This is a genomic window from Azospirillum palustre (assembly GCF_002573965.1).
Taxonomy (GTDB): domain Bacteria; phylum Pseudomonadota; class Alphaproteobacteria; order Azospirillales; family Azospirillaceae; genus Azospirillum; species Azospirillum palustre.
This window is the reverse complement of the sequence record NZ_PDKW01000035.1, coordinates 19,881-35,632: the sequence shown is the minus strand read 5'-3', so window position 1 is coordinate 35,632 and position 15,752 is coordinate 19,881. Positions and strand designations below refer to the sequence as shown.

Below are 15,752 nucleotides of genomic sequence, written 5' to 3'. Positions count from 1 at the left end.
TTGGGGGATGCCTGTTTCGTCATGATGACCCCAGTTTCTCAGGAAACGGAGCCTCCGACAAACCCGGTGCGGTTCAGACCGTCGAGGTTGTTGGGGTTGAACCAGGTGTCGGGTTGTCGAAGCGCCAAGCATCGTCCATCCATCGACTGACCGACGAGACGTATGGGTTGGCGTCACGGGCTGCCAAGTGGAAACGCCCTTCCGGGTGGTGGGCGATGTCGGTGGTACTCTGTTTCGCGGTCATTGGCGTTGCTACACCACGGGTGGGATGGGATTGAGCGGTAGGTCGACGGCCGCGTTCCGGGCTTCGCTGGAGAACGCGGGCAACCATGTCTCGCGCAACGCCAGGGCGATGTCCTTCCAGGCATGCAGCCAGCCTTCGGCGCTAAGGTCGCTCCTCGCTTCATCCACGCGGTGGAGAAGTTGGCGCACGCGAACACACGCGGTTGCCGATGCGAGATCAACGCTGGCCAACGGGCAGGAGGGGCACCGTCCGTAGGCGGTGCACAAGCGGCCCTTCTCCTGCCCCGCCACGGGGCTGCTGTAGGGATCGAGGCAGAGCCACCCGGGCGTGGCTGACCCGATGTCCCCACCGTCCACCGCGGAGCGTCGCGCGTCGATGAGGCCGCCAGTGTTGCACCACCGCGTCCTGGTCTCCATGACCTGCGCAAGACGTTCGTCGTTCCGACGCCTGGCTGCGTCCGACGTGTAATGCGACAGGATGGTTTCCGGTCGTCGATGCTGGCCGATGGCTTGAACCGCGCGCAGATCGCCCTCGCGGATCGTGTGGGCGATGTCGAGCACGGTGTGCCGGACCTGCTTCAGGCTGAATGAATCCAGACCGTGGTCGGTGCAGAATTCGAGAAGCGCTTTGTTCCAGGATGCGTTGATCGTCCCGGTGCTCTCGCTGACGAGACCGGCCATTGAGCCGATGGCTTCGGCGTACCGCTTCTCCGGGGATCCCGCCCTGCCGCCTTTCACGTAGAGAAAGAAGGAATCCTGGTCGTGTGGCGATGCCAACGGGCGGATGCGAGCCGTCCATTCGTCCAGGAACGCCAGGATCGTTGCAGGATTGTCGGCATCCTCGGAAACTGGAAACGATCGGACCTGGTGTCGGCCGGAACGGCCTTTGAAGGCTGTGAGGCGCAGCCGCTCCTTCCCGAGAAGGCGTTCGCGCCGCTGCTCCGAACGCTTCAACTTGAGCAGCACCGTCGGGTTAAAGGCGGTGTGGAAGCCCAGGAGAAGCACGAACGGCACCAGGAGCCGCAAAGACGGCTGGAACACCGCCATGGCCTTGGCATGGTCGTGGACCGTGTTCAAGGCATTCCCCAGCGAGGTGTGTTCCTTCCGGATCGCTGCGCATAAAGGAACCACGTGAGGATAATACTGACCGAGCGCGCGCAAGCAGAGGGCGAAGTCCTTCGCGAATTTGGCTCTCGCGTAGACCCGGTCTGGTGGAAGTGGTCCGGTGAGCGCCAGCGCAGATCGGTTGGAGTGCACATACTCCATCGTGGCAGAAACCTCCGACACGCAGGCATTATACAATTCCTGAACCCGGTCATCCGTCAGGATTTCGGTTGGCTTGGCTCTCCTCGATGTGCTAAGCCACGGCTGCTTGGGAGGGCGCAGGTCGTTCCGAAGCGATGCCTTCCATCTCTCGCTTTCCCGCAGGATTCTGATCAGCGACAGGAACATGCGGTAATACCCGCTGCGCAGCGAGGCGGATAGCGCTGCCTTCCCGTTCACGGTTCGGCCGAGCCACGCCGCATACCGATTCACCAGGCTGGTGTCGATGTCGTCCAATCCAAGATGAATCGGCTCGTGGCTTCGCAGATAGGTCACCAAACCGCTGTGCAGCCAGTTTCGGCACCTGCATCTGGAAGGAGCCCCCTTGGTCTTGACCAACTCCAGGAACGCTTCGGAAAACGGCGTTGCCAAGTTCGGCAGATCGAGCAGGAAACCAAGTTCCAGCACCTGCTCGGGATTCCGCTGCCCTGGCGTGGGGAACACGACCTCCAGAAACGCCTGTCCGTCAGCGCCGACACCGCGATGGAGGCGAACTCCCCGACGTTGCCGCTCGATGCCCAGATCGACGGCGCCCGCCTCTGGTAGACGCACGCGTCTCCCCGGAGGTTTCGGGGGCAGGTTGGTGGGCGCGGGCGGGATCCTTGCCGTGACGGAGGTCGGCGCAAACCTTTTCGAGAACAGATCAGCGCCCATGGTGGAGGCTCCGGTAGTGTTTCGACATATGGTCGCTGATCGTCGCCTCGAAGCCGTCCGTGTGACGCAGGTAGATGTCCATCGTGGTTTGGACGTGTCGATGGCCGAGTCGGGCCTGGATGGTTTTCCAGGGTTCGGCATCTCCTTCTGCCTTCCGGGTGTAGTAGGTCCAGACCGCAAAGGTGTGTCGCAGATCGTGGAACACGTGCCGCGGCTCCTGCTTCATGTAGACCTCGCCGGTGTCCGGGTCGGTTTTCCGAACCATGCGGACGAGACCAGCATTCACGGCGGAGCGGTGAAAGGCATCCTCCAGGCTCTGGGAGCGAAGCGGTCGGCCAGCGTTTCCCTTGGCGCTCACGCCGTTCAAGAACAGTTGGGCAGGCGTGTCGCGGTTGCGCTTCAGCCAATGGCGTCGCGCTGCCTTCAGGCACTCCGCCCGTTCACCGTCGATGTAGGCGTGGATCTCTGAAATGAGCCAGTTGGGGATGTAGATCCAGCGCGGCCTCGATCCCTTCGTGATCGTCACCCAGACGCGCTGGGATACGAACGGCCTGCTCGGATCTGGGCACAGAGGCAGGATTTGGTAGGTGGTCAGGGCAAGAAGTTCGTGGATGCGCAACCCGGTGTTCAGCGACATTTCGCAGGCCAATCGGTCTCGTGCCGGCTGATCATCCTGGCGTTCACTGGGCAGCGGTCCAAGGGCCGCGGAGAGGGCTTTCCAGTCTCCCTGGCTCAGCACCTTGACCTGGTCGTCGGCGCCGCGCTTGTCCGGCGGGAGAAGTTCTGAAACGCGCCGGGTCTTTTGCCCGAGGTGTGCCATGGCGTTCTGCTCGATGGGCACGGGGATGCGCTTCAGCGTGCCGTCGAGGATGGGCGTGTCTATCAGCCTCGACTTGGCAGCCCAGGCGTAAAAGGCCAACACCGATGCCAGACGGCGGCGCACGGTGGACACCGAGTAGCGCTCGTGCGTCTTGCGGCTCACGGCAAAGGCCATGTCGTCGCGGTAGCGGACGACATCCTCCTTCGTCGCCTCGTTCCAGGCGACGCCTTGCTCGTCGAGGGTGGCGAGGTAGTCCTTCAGGTCGTTGGCCACGGCCGTGGCGGTGTTGGGGACGAATTGACGTCCGGCCGTGAGGTACTGGTCGACCAAGAAAAGAAGGACCGGCTTGATGACCTTGCCAGCGTGGCGGTCAACCAGGAACGGGAACCCGACCGGGAGTGCGTGGGATGCGGCAGGGCATTCCGGGCGGATCGCTGCAGCCGTCTGCACAACGATGTTCATGACGCGGTGGGCCTCCCGTCGGCTTCGTGAACGCCTTTTGCGTTTCCGTTTCGTTCTAGGATGGCTGGCGCCGGTTAACTGAACGTTCTGTCTGTTTCGTTTGTAGCGGTTTCCGGTCGGGCGCCGCCGTGCTCGATCAGGAAGGGGACGGACGCCTACGAGGCTGGCGGACCAAGGCTTCTGGCGGTGGTTTCGGGCTGGAGGCCGTGAACGCCGTCAGACCCTGTATAACCGCTGGCAAAGCGCCACCAAATTGGCCGGGTGGTTGTTGGTCGGATCATGATCCTTGTGGCAGGCCGCCAGGATCACCCGTGTCCGTTTCATCGTGACCGCCTCGACGATGTCGGGCCAAGGCGCTTGGTGACCATGGCTGTCGCGCCACGTGCCGACATCGCTGTCGTACCAGCGGCCGTCTGGTAGGCATCTGACTTCGCGGCCATGAGGGCGGGCGCAGTGCTGGCACCGACCTTCCGCCACTACGAACCGGATGCGCTGGCTAATCTGCGGCCAGTCGATCGGATACAAGAGGCGGTAGCGTCTCTGGATCGGCATGCGCCACATATAGCATGGATCGGCATTTGGGGTGAATGCTGATGATTAAGTTGTGATGGTAACTTTGAAGATCCGACAGCGCGGCTGATAGGCGGTCCCTGGTCCAGACGCTTGGTCGAAGGGCGACATTGACTCCGCGGGAACAACCTGTAGCATTACCCAAAAGGGGAGCATCAAACGGGGGTGGATGTGGGCCGAGCGGGCAAGAGTACGGTGGCGTCATTGATGCTAGGCGCCAGCATTCTGGTCGGCGGATGCAACGCCCAAAACGCGAAGGAAGCCGGCGGCGCTTTTGGCACCGTGTTGGGCGTGGTTGTCGGCGCCGCGATCGGCGGCAACAGCGACATGGGAGCAGCCGGCGGTGCCCTCTTCGGTGGTGTGGCAGGCTTCATCGCCGGCTCCCTGGTGGGCCAGATCATCGATGACGTCGACCGGGCCAAGCAGCAGGAAGCCACGCAGGCGGCGCTGAACGACGGCACGACGATACACTGGGCGAGCCCGAAGAACTCCGGCGTCTACGGCCGGACGGAGATCGTCAGCACGCGAACCGTGCCGATCGGCTCGGCGGCAACAGCCGGCCCGCAGACGGTCACGATGCCGATCTCCGAGACGCCTTACCATGGTCCCGTGGTCTACTGTGATCCGCAGAACGGAAAGCCGTACCGCCTGGAAGCCCCCCGGTGTCCAGGCAATGGCGGGGTCGTCGAGATCTCGGCAGCGAGATACGCCGCCATGGTTCCCGATGCGATGCCTTCGATCCGGAAAGCCGAGACGGAAAAGCCGACTAGGAAGGAGAAAGTCCAAACCGCTTCGCTTCCATCGGACATGCCGCTGAAGCCAGCACCAGCCTCCCAACCGTTGGCCGTAGCGCCGATGGAAACGGTCTGCCGCGTTGCCCGCGAGGTGGTGTGGATCGAAGGGAAAGAGCAGGTCGATCAGGTCGAGTATTGCCGCGCGCCAGGCACCTCGGCTTGGCAAAAGAAGGCGGCATGAGGTCGAGCATCGCCGCATTGGCTGCGCTGCTGTCCAGCGTCATATCGGTGCCAGCGAGCGCCATAAACCTGGAGCAGCGCTCGGCGGCTGGGCAGAGTATTCTCTGGGTGACCGGCGAATTCCTCCAACAGGATGGGTCCAAGTTCAAGCGGGCCGTGCAGCAGGCTGGACGCATCGACGAGGTATGGTTTTCCTCACCCGGCGGCAACGTCATGGCGGCTTTGGAGATCGGACGTTTCCTACGAAAATCGGGGCTGGCTACGCGGGTGCCCAAGGGCGCCTCCTGCGCCAGTGCTTGCACCTACGCCTTTATCGGCGGGGTGTTCCGGGCGGTCGATCCGACCGCCCGGGTCGGCGTCCACAACAGCACCGTCAGCGGCAATGACGAGTTGATTGCCAAGGTCACCCGTATGATCCGCGAAAACGGAGCCGCCGGGGCTTACGCCGTCGTTAACATCGTCGAGCGCGTAGCCGCATCGATTGCGGCGGAACAATCTCGCTACTTGATGGAGATGACGGTGTCATCAGAGTTGATGCGACCGATCACCGACACCTTCAGCGTCGATATGCATTGGCTGACGCCGGCGGAACTCCGACGCTACAACGTCGTGAACGAATAGGCGCTGTTGGCTCAGAGATCTTCGGCTAGGGTGATGCGATCGCATCATGGCGCCGTGGACCTGTGAGCCTCTTCAGGAAGAATAAACTGTCAACGAACTCCACTGGCGCGCTCCAGGAAAGCCATGATTATGCGGTTGGAAAGAGATGCGCCGAATGGTTATCTGCATTACTATTCGATGATCAATCTGTCCGGCTTCCAGTTCCCACCCGGATTACCGGACAGATTGGGATGGCTGTAAATCGCGGGTTCCGAATTCGGCTTCAGCGAACGAACCGAAGCCAAGCAGGCATGGGTGCTGATACACATTTCAAGAAGATAATCCAGACGCCATGGCTTGTGTTTACATTACATTGAAAAAAACTGCTGTGGTCGGCTTGAACGTTACAGTAATGGCATTTCCTGTCGTCGATCGCAGAGTGTTTCCAACAGTCGCATCGATGACGGCGAGTTTGATACCAAACTTTCCGCCGGCTTCGCTGATCACTGTAATGGCCAGTGACAAGGTGTCCTCGGGATCATCTTTGTCATTGGTTGTCGAAAAACAGGGGTATTTTCCTGACGCTGCAATGAGAGCCGATCGAAAGTCCATTAGTGTTTTTGTGATCACTCGCGGAGGGTTTTGAGGAGAGGCATTATCGATTCTGTCCGTTGTCCAGGCGTGGAAGGTCAACACTTGAGTGTTCGTCTCTTCCGACGTTGCGGTGACGCTTGGGGATGCAGTTCCAGCCAAGCCCACGACGGGGATCGTAAAACCGACGCCACCGCTGAGAGTATTATCAACAGTTGTTGTGAGTTCCATCTTTACTTTCGTAATCACAAATTCGATATTATTGGGAGTACAACTTGGGTTATCCGGCCTTTTTGCCGGATCAATATTTGGATTGTTTTTAATTGCAAAAACTGTTCTTTGGTAGTCCCCGATTTGGTCTTTTATTTCCGCAATCACTTGATTCATCTGATCGATTTTGATGGCGTTAACGTAGGTGGAATGTGAGCATCCCGAAATTTGGGTTGCCGCTAAGGTCAGTGAGAGTGCTGCTAGAATACGAGCACGCATTCGATCCTCCAGGTTAAAATGGCGAAGAACCTGTGAAGAGTCGTTACTCTTGCACGCATTCTTCAGAATTTCTACATCATAATGCGAATCTCCCTAAAGCAGTGGATGTTGATCTTTGGTGGTGATCATAAAGGTATGAGTCTCTTGAAGAGACCTGAGACAAAGTATTTAACGGGCAGGTAGAGTCTCTTGGGCCACGGGGTCGCGACGATGGTCGGTCGGCCACTCTGAAACCCTGCAGGGTTCACGGCACAAAAGTTCACGAACTGTTCCCAAGGCCGGCTGTATCCGCAAATTCATCAGTTTGCGGCTAAACGCTAATCTGTCCGTTAATTCTGGCTGGCAACAAGAAGCGAAGATGGAACCAACCGGCGTCAGCGAACGTGGCACAAAGAGCACTTTTCGGTGCAGCACGCAGGCTGGTTCAAGCGGTTCAACGGTTTTTGCGAGCGGGCCGTCCTCCTCAGGCGTCAATCCGTTCGCGATCCGGCGACCGAACGGCCACTGGCCGAGACAAGGTGCAGGTGGCACCAGCCGCCCTCAGCGCCTTTCGAAACACAGCAACGCTGTCGCGATCCGGCAGCGTGCTGTGGGTCACCGTCAGCATGATGCCGTCAAAAGGCCGCAGACGATGAGGATCGTGCGGCGCCTCCTCGACGACGCGTCCCTGCCGCAGCAGGTACCAGCGCCAACGGGCACCATCACCGGAAGGGGGTGCCTGCCAAATCTCCAGCGCCGCGGCGGCGATGTCGCCGTGATCGATCTCGGCGACATCGTCATGCACGGTGACGCGATGGTCGCTGGCGAGGTGAAGAAGCAGGTGATGCACCGACAGCGGCCCGGCCGTGCTGATCGGGATACCGCCTTCGACCGGCTGTGCGTCAGCCTCGCTCACTGCTCTTCTCCCCGACCTTTTCGCAACGATACGCCAGCATGGAACGGAGAGGCAACATTTCCACGAGGGAGATGATACGCTTCAACTCCTGACGCGCCGCCTCGGTGTCTGAATGCCGACGACCGTTTACGGCACGATCAGACCAAGGGCGATGGCCCGCGAGACGGCATGCGTCTTCGTATGCACACCAATCTTGCGCATGGTATTCTTGAAGTGAAAGTTCACCGTGTTTTCGCTGATGCCGAGGATCATGGCCACCTCGGCGGCCGTCTTTCCCCTCGCGCTCCAAGAAAGACAGTCTCGCTCGCGACCGGACAAGGACGGCTGATCGATGCTGGCGAGCACGTTTTCGCTGCCTCGGATCGCGGCGACCCGATCATTGCAGTAATGAGTGAACATCTGCAGCGAGAAGCGTTCTGAAGCGAAGATGTGCTCGAAATCCGCTTGTGGGCCGGTCCAAAAGAGGGTCGTGAGAGACGAAACCGGAGAACCATCTCCGGAAACCCCATGAAACGGGATGGTGAGTCCGTCTCTGTATCCATGATCGAGGGCGAAACCCATGACCTTTTCCGCGCCGGCCTTCTTGTCCTGAGCCTCATCGTGCCGCGGCTTTTTCAAAAGTTCGCTCCACGAGAACGCCAGGTTGGCTCTCTTTCCCAAGTGGGCTATCGGATCGATCTCGTATAGGCGCTGCGAAGCGTACTCGGCAACGAAATCAGCCCGCGCTGTGGTCAGGTAGTATGGTGTGATCGCAGCCGAAGAGCCGGAACCGATATTTCTGACGTCCAGGAAACTGAAGCCGGCGAATCCCAGGCTGGTTGCGACCCCATCCACGACCCTCGCGATCTCCTCTCCGGTCTTGCATGCATCAAGGGATGCAATGTCGTCAAGAAAGCCCACCCGCATTCAATGTGCTCCCTACCAAATCTGCCTGCACGTCGTCCCCCTCGGCACACGCTTGAGGCGGTGAGCCCTACCAAGTCTGGTAGTTGCACGATATTCGAATGTTTTATATGCCGACAAGGAATTACACCTCAAGCGGGAAACTTTCGTGTCGACCAATCAAGAGATCGTTAAAGACCTGGTTATGGGCGATGCCTTTCGCTGGAACAACATCACGGATCCTTCCCATCGACTGAACGTCCATACCGCTCCGGGCACTCCGGTTCTCGTGACATTCAGTTTCATGGAAAGCGTTCCATCGTACATGGGCGCGCTCAATGGCTTCACCCCGCTCGGCGCCGCTGACCGGGACTCCGTGCGGCAAGCGATGCGCAACTGGAACAAAGTCAGCGGCGTGACCTTCATGGAAGTGTCCGACGGTGGTGCCGGCGGCGACATCCGTGTCGGGACCTACGATTTCACCGGCACCGCTTTCCAGAATAATGCCGGCTACGCCTATGGTCCGGGCGCCAACCAGGGTGGCGACATCTTTTTCAAGGCTGGCAAGCCGGTCACCGTTCCAGTCGCGGTTCACGAAGTCGGCCACTCGATCGGGCTGAAGCATCCCTTCGAGGGCGCCGACGTCCTGCCCGCCAGCGAGGACAAGCGTTCCAACACGGTCATGTCGTATAACTACGACGTCGTGAACGATAATCCGGCATCCTACGATACGGTTGCCGCTCAGTATCTGTATGGCCCTGCCACGAGCCCGGATGCGCTGCTGCCGGCCGGCTGGTCTTCGGACGCCTACGTCGCCGCCAACCCGGATCTGCTGGCCGCCTTCGGACGCAACAACCCGACCGCTACGCGTGATCATTACTTGGCCTACGGCCAGCGCGAAGGCCGGTCGGTTCTGGACGGCCTCGCCTATATCGCCTCCCACGCCGATCTGCGCGCCGCCTACGGCAGCAACGAGCAGGCCGGCATCGAGCACTACATCGGGGCGGGCCGCAACGAGGGCCGGACGGTCACCTTCGATCCGCTGGAGTACATGGCGTCCAACCGCGACGTCGCCCTGGCCTTCAGCGGCGACGTGAAGGCAGGAACGCGCCACTACATCGAGGCTGGCGCCAACGAAGGGCGTGCCATCAACACCTTCAACCCGGCCTCGTATCTGCAGGCGAACGCCGATCTGCGCACGGCGTTCGGAAGCGACCTCAAGGCCGCGACCCAGCACTATGTGACGAACGGCATCCGCGAGGGCCGGGCGGTGGCACCGGTGGTCGCGACGTCGACGACCGTCCGAAAGGCCGCCGCCATCGCCACGTCGGACGCCTCGACGCTGGTCGCCTCCGGGGGCAACGATGCGCCCATCGCCATCGACGGTGATCACCGCGATGTATTGTCGCAGTTCCAGGGGGGCGACCAGAGCCTCGCCTTCGTCGACGATTTCCACCACGGCGACTTCGCCGCCTCCGCCTTCCGATGGACCACCGCCCACCCCGCCGATGTTCTGACCTTCTCGACCGCGGGTTCCGGGAACATGGCTGTCAGCCCGATGCTGGCTGGTCTGTTCCAGTCCAACGAGCGCGACAGCATGGGCTACGGCCTGATGGCGGTGGCTTGATTCCCGCTCATGGCCCAGTCATGGCCGGCCCAGGCGACAGCAACGCTTGCCGCCGGTCGGCCGGGTCGGCTTCGCGCCGGAGCCAGCCGCCGTCAATCAGCCGAGCCAGGGCTCGGCTGATCACGCTTTCGCGGGCTTGATCCGGCCGCTCCCCGCCAATGTCGGCAAGTAGCCACGAGACCGCAGACAGATCCCGCCGGCGGACCGGCAGCGACGGCGCCGTCAATACCGCGGCGCCGACAGCAATCCCGTCCGGGCTCAGCCCGCTTCCGGCAAGGCGCTGCAGCGGCTCAATCCCGTGCGATAGGGCGGGGGGCAGCCCAAGCCAGCCCGCCAGCAGGCTCTCGACCTCGTGACGGGCAACCGCCGCCGCTTTGGGATCCTGTGCCGCGAGATCCGCGATCCGTCGTTCAGCGCGGCGCAGGGCGGCTGCCACGGGCTTGAGGACGTCAATGTTGGTGTCGCTGCTGGTCACGATGCCTGCTCTGATGCCGCCATACCCGCTCCTGGGTACAGGTTGCCGAGTGCGCTGGAAACCGGAAAAGCATTCTTGGAGCATTGCGATCATTCCCTCGAGCCTTCGGTGCCACCGGTCGAGTTGGGGATGTGCTGCGACATCGAGCCGACAGTAATCGGCTTCCCATCATCCTTGTCCTTGCCAGAGCGGCCGTACTTGATGCTCTGCGCCGCGTCTGATGCCCGGGTGGCGATCGCCGCCGCGCCGTAGGCGCTCTTCGCGTCCATGGATTCGCCACGAGCATGACCACCGATCCAAGACATGACCTGTTCCGGCACTTGGTTGACGAGGCCGAAAACCAGATAGACAACCGACAACAGGAAGCCGGCGTACGCCAAGGCGAAGCCGACGATGAACAGGATGCCAGTCAGGCTGTCCGGGGCCACGGACTGCATCAGCGACGCCAAGCCAGCAGTTGTGTATTCGACGGCCGGGCGCAGCATGATCAGGCTCGCCATCAGGCCGGCCAGCATCAGGATCGGCCGGCAGGTGATCGTGAGTAGCAGCATGTAGCCGTTGCCACCCCTGCTGCCCTCGATGCCATCGCCTTCGAGGGACAGGTGGGCGAGGGCCCATAGGCTGGCCCCGACTACGGCCTCGATGACGCTCATCAACCAGCCCAGGACACCATACATCCACATGCAGGCGACCATCACTGGCACGACCACGCCAAGTATGATGCCCGCGCTGATCATCAGGAAACCGACCGTGGTGATGCCCCCTGACAAGTAGCCGACCATCCCGCCGATCACCGGGATGCCGGCGACGACGGCCGGAGCCAGCCAGATGCCAGTGCCGACGGCGGTAAGTGACTTGCCGAGCGAGATCAGACGAGCCAGAGGATCGCTCGCCTCCTTGCCGCCGACGTGATCGAGCAGCGACCTGACAGAGCCGCCGATCCAGCCGGCGATCTGCGCCTCAGCCTCGCCGGCGGTCTGCGCCATGTCGCTGTCGCTGCCGCGTTGCCCGATTGGGCCGGATGCGGCGCGCGCCATGATCGACGGGTTGGGCGCTCCGGCACCGGTATGCCCGGCGCGCCACGCCGTATCGGCGATCTCTATGGCACCCTTGACGTAGCCGGCCAGCGGGTCGGGGATGCCGCGCAGTGTCGGCCCGGCGCTCACCTGCGGCTGGCGGTTGGCCAGCGACTGCGATTGCCCGGCCATCGCGCTCATCGCTTGGTAATAGAGTCCGGCGTAGACCCAGCCGCCTCGCTTTGCCTCCTCCTTCCAGGCGACCTTGAGTTCCTTGTCGGCGTTGCCGACCGCCTTGTCGAGTTCGGCGAAATACCGTGCCTTATACCGCTCCACGGCCGACGTGACCTCGGCGGCCGAAGGCTTCCCCGTTTCCGGGACGTTCGGCAAGGCGATCGCGGCGGCGCGCGACCCGATGCGCTCGATGTCCCCGATCAGGGCGCGCATCGCTTTGTCCTGCGCGGCGACCGCAGCCTTGGTCAGGGCGTACTCGGCGCGCTGCTTGCCAGCCTCGCGGGCGGAGGCGTCGTCCTTGACGTTGACCGCCGACACCCAGGAAATCCGCCCGCAGGCATCAATCTCGATGCCGTTGGCCTTCAGCCCGCCCCAGGAGACGGTGGTCGTGGTCTCTTCCGTCACGGAGTTGACGCCAAAGAATCCCTTGCCCTCGACGCGCTTCGTCGTGGTCGTCGTTGCAGAAGAGCGGCCGGCCATATCCTCTTTTTGGAGACCTTGGTTGATCGTCTCAACGCAGGCGGCCGACAGCAGCACCTGCCGGGCCGCGGCATCCGGCGCCGCGATGCTGGAGCCGCCCATGGTTCCATCGCCGTCACCGATCTTGTCGACGGTGATCTCCCAGGCTTTTTCAGCAAGGCCGCTGCCCTGCGTAGCCATCCAAAGCACGGCCAACTGGCTGCTCGAGAGCCCGCCTGCAGCCTGCAGCGGGATCAGCATGGCGATGCCGAGGGGCAGGCGGATCGGCACCCACAGGCTGGAAAAGCGCTTGCCGAGTGGCTCGCCCTCATGAGCGGTCTGGGCCACCGCGACGAAGAGGCCGTACAGCAGCAGGATGCCGCCGATGGCCATCGTCGCCGCATTGATGTGTGCCAGGATCCTCGTCAGTACGGTCGCCGTGCTGTCGCCGGAGACGCCGCCCTGCAACACGCTGACCGGCCCGAACAAATCGCGAAGCCACCGCAGCGCCAGGGCATCCTGCGGCTGGCTGATCAGGCTCGACATCGCGTTCTCGCCGCCGGAATCGAGAGCGGTCGCGGCGAAGGCGACACCGAGCCCAAGGGTCCAGAGGACCGCCAGGGCGACGGCCAGCGTGTAGGCGATGAGAGCGTGCCGACCGCCTGTGTGGCGCTCCAGCGACGGCGCCAGGACGCGCATCACGACGGTCCCGGGCTTGTACGTCGCAGCCGGGAAACCCCAGCGCGCGATCTTCTTCGCAACGCGCCAAGACCCTTGTAATGATCTCATGTTTACCTCCCAGTCTTATCGTCTGGGAAGGAGTTTCTTTGCAAGACTGCTAAGTAAAGATTTCAAACCGAGGATCGGATGGTTCTATTGAGCGACATCGTCGCTCAATGCTGGGCTGCCACTCTCCACTGCTCTGCATTCAGGACTGTGGCCGATCGGCAAGGCGGATCAGCAGCGCCAGGGCGCCGAAGGCAAGACCCACAACCAGCGCGCCTTGGGCGGCATAGGTGTAGTTGCCGGTCGTGAGGCCGGCGACGAGGGCCAGGACGAGACCGAGACCGCCCAGGACAACGACGTAGCGCTGCGCCAGACGAGCCACCAAAAGAATGATCGATTTGACGCTGCCCATGGAGCCCTCCCTGGCCCAACCATTACTCACAGCATTTATGCCATCTTTAACGGGAAATTGCAATGGTTGTTGCTTTCAATCCGAAAAATTAATTTGCTATTCTGCAAATTAAATGGCTCCGTATTGGCCGTACGGATTCCCGCTGTCGATTGCGGGCGGGGACTACGCTTTTTTCATGCTGCAGGGGCATGCTTGATCCGGAAACAGGTGGAGGAGGTAAGAATGATCAAGCCGTCGACGCTTCCGGCGCTGGTTGCCTGCGCCTCAGCGATTGGGATTTCGGGATCAGCCTTGCTCGGGCAGGCCAGCGACAGCGTCACCCTGCTGCTTCGGGGCCTGGAAGGTGACCTTGTCGCGGCTGTTCTTGGCACGGCGGGGCTGGTGATGATCGCCGGCGTCCTGGCTATCGGGAATGCGGTGGTCCGAGTGGCTTTCTGGGAGAGAAAATAATGCTGCTCATCACCTATGTCGGTGGCATCCGAGACATCAATCGCCAACTGCGCGACCTCCTACCGGACATCCCGGCCGCCATGCTGACCGATGCAATGGCAAGCGGTCTCGGTTGGTCTTCGCAGGCGGCGATGCTTTCAGATCTCAAAGCCCAGCACACGCTCCGGGCGGTGGACGATGCGGCCTTCGCGCACCGACTTCTGGATCTGACCGGCCGGATGGTGCCTTCACACACGCTGCTCCAGGCCGCGGTGATCGCGGCACCCGACCATCTCTGCGGCGAGAGCCATCCGGAGGGCATCCTCGCGGCCTTGGCCCTCGAGTCCTCGTGGCGTCGGGGTGTTGTCGATCCTGATGGTGTCGAGGCACTGTCTCTGGACATCGAGCACGTAAGCGGCAATGATTTCGTTGTTGATGTGTGCTTTGGCGTTGATCGGGACATGACGGTCTGGTCGGATGCCGTTACGGGTCGCCGAGTCCTGGCCGGTGATCTTGCTGCGATGTGGGACGTAGCAACAAGGTATGACCGGTGTCTCATCAAACACTACCAGGCGCCGACTCCGAAAATGGGCGATGAGCCGCTGATCCGATCACGCCACGGCTATGACGGGCGGGTCGTGAGCGTCTGGCCCGACGTGGCCGTCGTGCAGGGTCTGCGCGCCGACGGTCGGTTTGTCCAGCACGAGCGACGCATCGACGAGCCGACTTCGCGGGCGCTCGTAGACGCCATGGCGGAGTACGATGGCTATGATCCGCGCCGGACGGCCGTTGCGCTGCAAATCCTCGATCACGGTGCTGCTCACCGTCCGGAAATCGGCTCAACGCCCATGATGTTCTGACCGGATTGACCGTTTCCAGAATTCTGGCTTCACGTGACGCAGTGCCAAACACGGGGCCGCCTTTCGAAGAGGGGGGTCGGAAACGGTTGTGCTTTTCGGGCAGGCCGAAACCTTTTTTCATCGCGCCTCGCGATGCTGGAGATCCTGGAATCTCAGCAGCCGGAGGCCGACATGGCGATCGCGAAACATTCAACTGCTCGACAGGATCCGCGCATGCCGGATCGCGTGATGTTGTCGATGGCCGACATCTTCGTCAGACGCTGCCTGTCCGAGGGACACCCGAGTCTCGACCATGCCGATCATCAAGATACTCGTTGGTCAGCCTACGCCATTGAGTTTCTTGAACATATGCATCAGGTGGCATCCATTTACGATACTACGACGCTCGGGACCGAAGACCGCAGAGGTCTGAAGTATAATGACTGGCTCCACCTGCTGCTGGTCGAGCCGGAGCGGCGCGACCGCATGATCAGGTCGTTTGATCGCATCGCCACTGTCGGCGACACCGGTTTCGGTGCCGGCTTGCGTTATGTGCGGGATGTTCTGCCGCGCGTGCATCCTGAAACGGTCCAGGCGGGGTCAGCCATCGCAGCAGCGATGCTCAAGGCTTTCCAGCATCACGAGGCGACCATCGAACCGGATGCGGCTCCGTCATCGCTCGTGCCTTAAAGGTGGGTGGAGCATGGCCATCATCACCAGAAGGATTCTGTCGTCGATCAGCGCGCTGGCGTCATTGATTGGCATCGGATTGCCCGCCCTTGCTTCGTCGCCCCCACCTTTGCAAGGTGGAGATGCGCGTATTATCATCCCTGTCTGCGCTTACGGTGAGTTGCTATATTGGCGTGGAAACGCTGGCTGGGCTTGCGACGATGTCGAATATAAGGCGGTAAAGCAGGGCTATACCGACGACTTGGCCACTATCACCGCAACCATGAACGCTATCACCGTCCCGCCTCTGCCTTCGGTGCCAGCGGTTGCCGTCCCCACGCTATGGGTTGCGCCGCCCGTGAT

The 15,752-nt window shown here is 61.6% G+C and carries 14 protein-coding genes; 6 read left to right on the top strand and 8 right to left on the bottom strand.

The window, feature by feature from the left end:
• Window positions 1-252 precede the first annotated feature (252 nt).
• Both CRT60_RS00495 and CRT60_RS00490 read right to left on the bottom strand, forming a co-directional pair.
• Window positions 253-2,220, bottom strand: coding sequence for a hypothetical protein (locus tag CRT60_RS00495; protein WP_098734505.1), 1,968 nt, complete (start codon window positions 2,218-2,220; stop codon window positions 253-255).
• The gene (locus CRT60_RS00490) at window positions 2,210-3,502 is read right to left on the bottom strand and encodes a tyrosine-type recombinase/integrase (RefSeq protein WP_098734504.1); all 1,293 of its coding nucleotides are present in this window, start codon (window positions 3,500-3,502) and stop codon (window positions 2,210-2,212) included. Before CRT60_RS00490 ends, CRT60_RS00495 begins: the two co-directional genes overlap by 11 nt.
• A gap of 777 nt (window positions 3,503-4,279) precedes the next feature.
• Between CRT60_RS00490 and CRT60_RS00485 the strand changes: the two genes are divergently transcribed.
• The gene (locus tag CRT60_RS00485) at window positions 4,280-5,047 is read left to right on the top strand and encodes a hypothetical protein (protein WP_098734503.1); all 768 of its coding nucleotides are present in this window, start codon (window positions 4,280-4,282) and stop codon (window positions 5,045-5,047) included.
• The gene (locus CRT60_RS00480; RefSeq protein ID WP_098734502.1) at window positions 5,044-5,667 is read left to right on the top strand and encodes a COG3904 family protein; all 624 of its coding nucleotides are present in this window, start codon (window positions 5,044-5,046) and stop codon (window positions 5,665-5,667) included. The genes CRT60_RS00485 and CRT60_RS00480 overlap by 4 nt, the downstream gene beginning before the upstream one ends.
• Window positions 5,668-6,009: 342 nt before the next feature.
• On the opposite strand, the gene CRT60_RS35340 is transcribed toward CRT60_RS00480, so the two are convergent.
• From CRT60_RS35340 to CRT60_RS00470, 3 genes are all read right to left on the bottom strand, one after another.
• Window positions 6,010-6,726, bottom strand: coding sequence for a hypothetical protein (locus CRT60_RS35340; RefSeq protein ID WP_143272937.1), 717 nt, complete (start codon window positions 6,724-6,726; stop codon window positions 6,010-6,012).
• 463 nt (window positions 6,727-7,189) lie between these two features.
• On the bottom strand, window positions 7,190-7,621 hold the full coding sequence (locus CRT60_RS00475; RefSeq protein ID WP_098734501.1) for a hypothetical protein: 432 nt from the start codon (window positions 7,619-7,621) through the stop codon (window positions 7,190-7,192).
• Window positions 7,622-7,747: 126 nt separating this feature from the next.
• Window positions 7,748-8,527: a helix-turn-helix transcriptional regulator gene (locus CRT60_RS00470; RefSeq protein WP_098734500.1), complete on the bottom strand. Its 780-nt coding sequence runs from the start codon at window positions 8,525-8,527 to the stop codon at window positions 7,748-7,750.
• Window positions 8,528-8,672: 145 nt separating this feature from the next.
• Between CRT60_RS00470 and CRT60_RS00465 the strand changes: the two genes are divergently transcribed.
• The gene (locus CRT60_RS00465) at window positions 8,673-10,130 is read left to right on the top strand and encodes a matrixin family metalloprotease (RefSeq protein ID WP_143272935.1); all 1,458 of its coding nucleotides are present in this window, start codon (window positions 8,673-8,675) and stop codon (window positions 10,128-10,130) included.
• A gap of 7 nt (window positions 10,131-10,137) precedes the next feature.
• On the opposite strand, the gene CRT60_RS00460 is transcribed toward CRT60_RS00465, so the two are convergent.
• From CRT60_RS00460 to CRT60_RS00450, 3 genes are all read right to left on the bottom strand, one after another.
• Window positions 10,138-10,605, bottom strand: coding sequence for a helix-turn-helix domain-containing protein (locus tag CRT60_RS00460; protein ID WP_143272934.1), 468 nt, complete (start codon window positions 10,603-10,605; stop codon window positions 10,138-10,140).
• Between the two features lie 89 nt (window positions 10,606-10,694).
• Window positions 10,695-13,103, bottom strand: coding sequence for a DotA/TraY family protein (locus CRT60_RS00455; protein WP_098734497.1), 2,409 nt, complete (start codon window positions 13,101-13,103; stop codon window positions 10,695-10,697).
• A gap of 139 nt (window positions 13,104-13,242) precedes the next feature.
• A complete protein-coding gene (locus CRT60_RS00450) occupies window positions 13,243-13,452 on the bottom strand; it encodes a hypothetical protein (protein ID WP_098734496.1) in 210 nt (69 codons plus the stop codon).
• Between the two features lie 222 nt (window positions 13,453-13,674).
• On the opposite strand from CRT60_RS00450, the gene CRT60_RS00445 reads away from it, so the two are divergent.
• From CRT60_RS00445 to CRT60_RS00435, 3 genes are all read left to right on the top strand, one after another.
• On the top strand, window positions 13,675-13,902 hold the full coding sequence (locus tag CRT60_RS00445; protein WP_098734495.1) for a hypothetical protein: 228 nt from the start codon (window positions 13,675-13,677) through the stop codon (window positions 13,900-13,902).
• Window positions 13,902-14,741, top strand: a complete 840-nt coding sequence (locus tag CRT60_RS00440) for a hypothetical protein (protein ID WP_098734494.1) — start codon at window positions 13,902-13,904, stop codon at window positions 14,739-14,741. Before CRT60_RS00445 ends, CRT60_RS00440 begins: the two co-directional genes overlap by 1 nt.
• Window positions 14,742-14,873: 132 nt before the next feature.
• The gene (locus tag CRT60_RS00435; RefSeq protein ID WP_098734493.1) at window positions 14,874-15,410 is read left to right on the top strand and encodes a hypothetical protein; all 537 of its coding nucleotides are present in this window, start codon (window positions 14,874-14,876) and stop codon (window positions 15,408-15,410) included.
• Window positions 15,411-15,752: the final 342 nt, after the last annotated feature.

Excerpts from the sequence above, each read along its gene's own strand:
- CRT60_RS35340 (WP_143272937.1), bottom strand. The coding sequence starts at position 6,726 with ATGCGTGCTCGTATTCTAGCAGCACTCTCACTGACCTTAGCGGCAACC.
- CRT60_RS00495 (WP_098734505.1), bottom strand. The coding sequence starts at position 2,220 with ATGGGCGCTGATCTGTTCTCGAAAAGGTTTGCGCCGACCTCCGTCACG.
- CRT60_RS00445 (WP_098734495.1), top strand. The coding sequence starts at position 13,675 with ATGATCAAGCCGTCGACGCTTCCGGCGCTGGTTGCCTGCGCCTCAGCG.
- CRT60_RS00440 (WP_098734494.1), top strand. The coding sequence starts at position 13,902 with ATGCTGCTCATCACCTATGTCGGTGGCATCCGAGACATCAATCGCCAA.
- CRT60_RS00490 (WP_098734504.1), bottom strand. The coding sequence starts at position 3,502 with ATGAACATCGTTGTGCAGACGGCTGCAGCGATCCGCCCGGAATGCCCT.
- CRT60_RS00480 (WP_098734502.1), top strand. The coding sequence starts at position 5,044 with ATGAGGTCGAGCATCGCCGCATTGGCTGCGCTGCTGTCCAGCGTCATA.
- CRT60_RS00455 (WP_098734497.1), bottom strand. The coding sequence starts at position 13,103 with ATGAGATCATTACAAGGGTCTTGGCGCGTTGCGAAGAAGATCGCGCGC.
- CRT60_RS00450 (WP_098734496.1), bottom strand. The coding sequence starts at position 13,452 with ATGGGCAGCGTCAAATCGATCATTCTTTTGGTGGCTCGTCTGGCGCAG.
- CRT60_RS00485 (WP_098734503.1), top strand. The coding sequence starts at position 4,280 with ATGCTAGGCGCCAGCATTCTGGTCGGCGGATGCAACGCCCAAAACGCG.
- CRT60_RS00470 (WP_098734500.1), bottom strand. The coding sequence starts at position 8,527 with ATGCGGGTGGGCTTTCTTGACGACATTGCATCCCTTGATGCATGCAAG.
- CRT60_RS00435 (WP_098734493.1), top strand. The coding sequence starts at position 14,874 with ATGCTGGAGATCCTGGAATCTCAGCAGCCGGAGGCCGACATGGCGATC.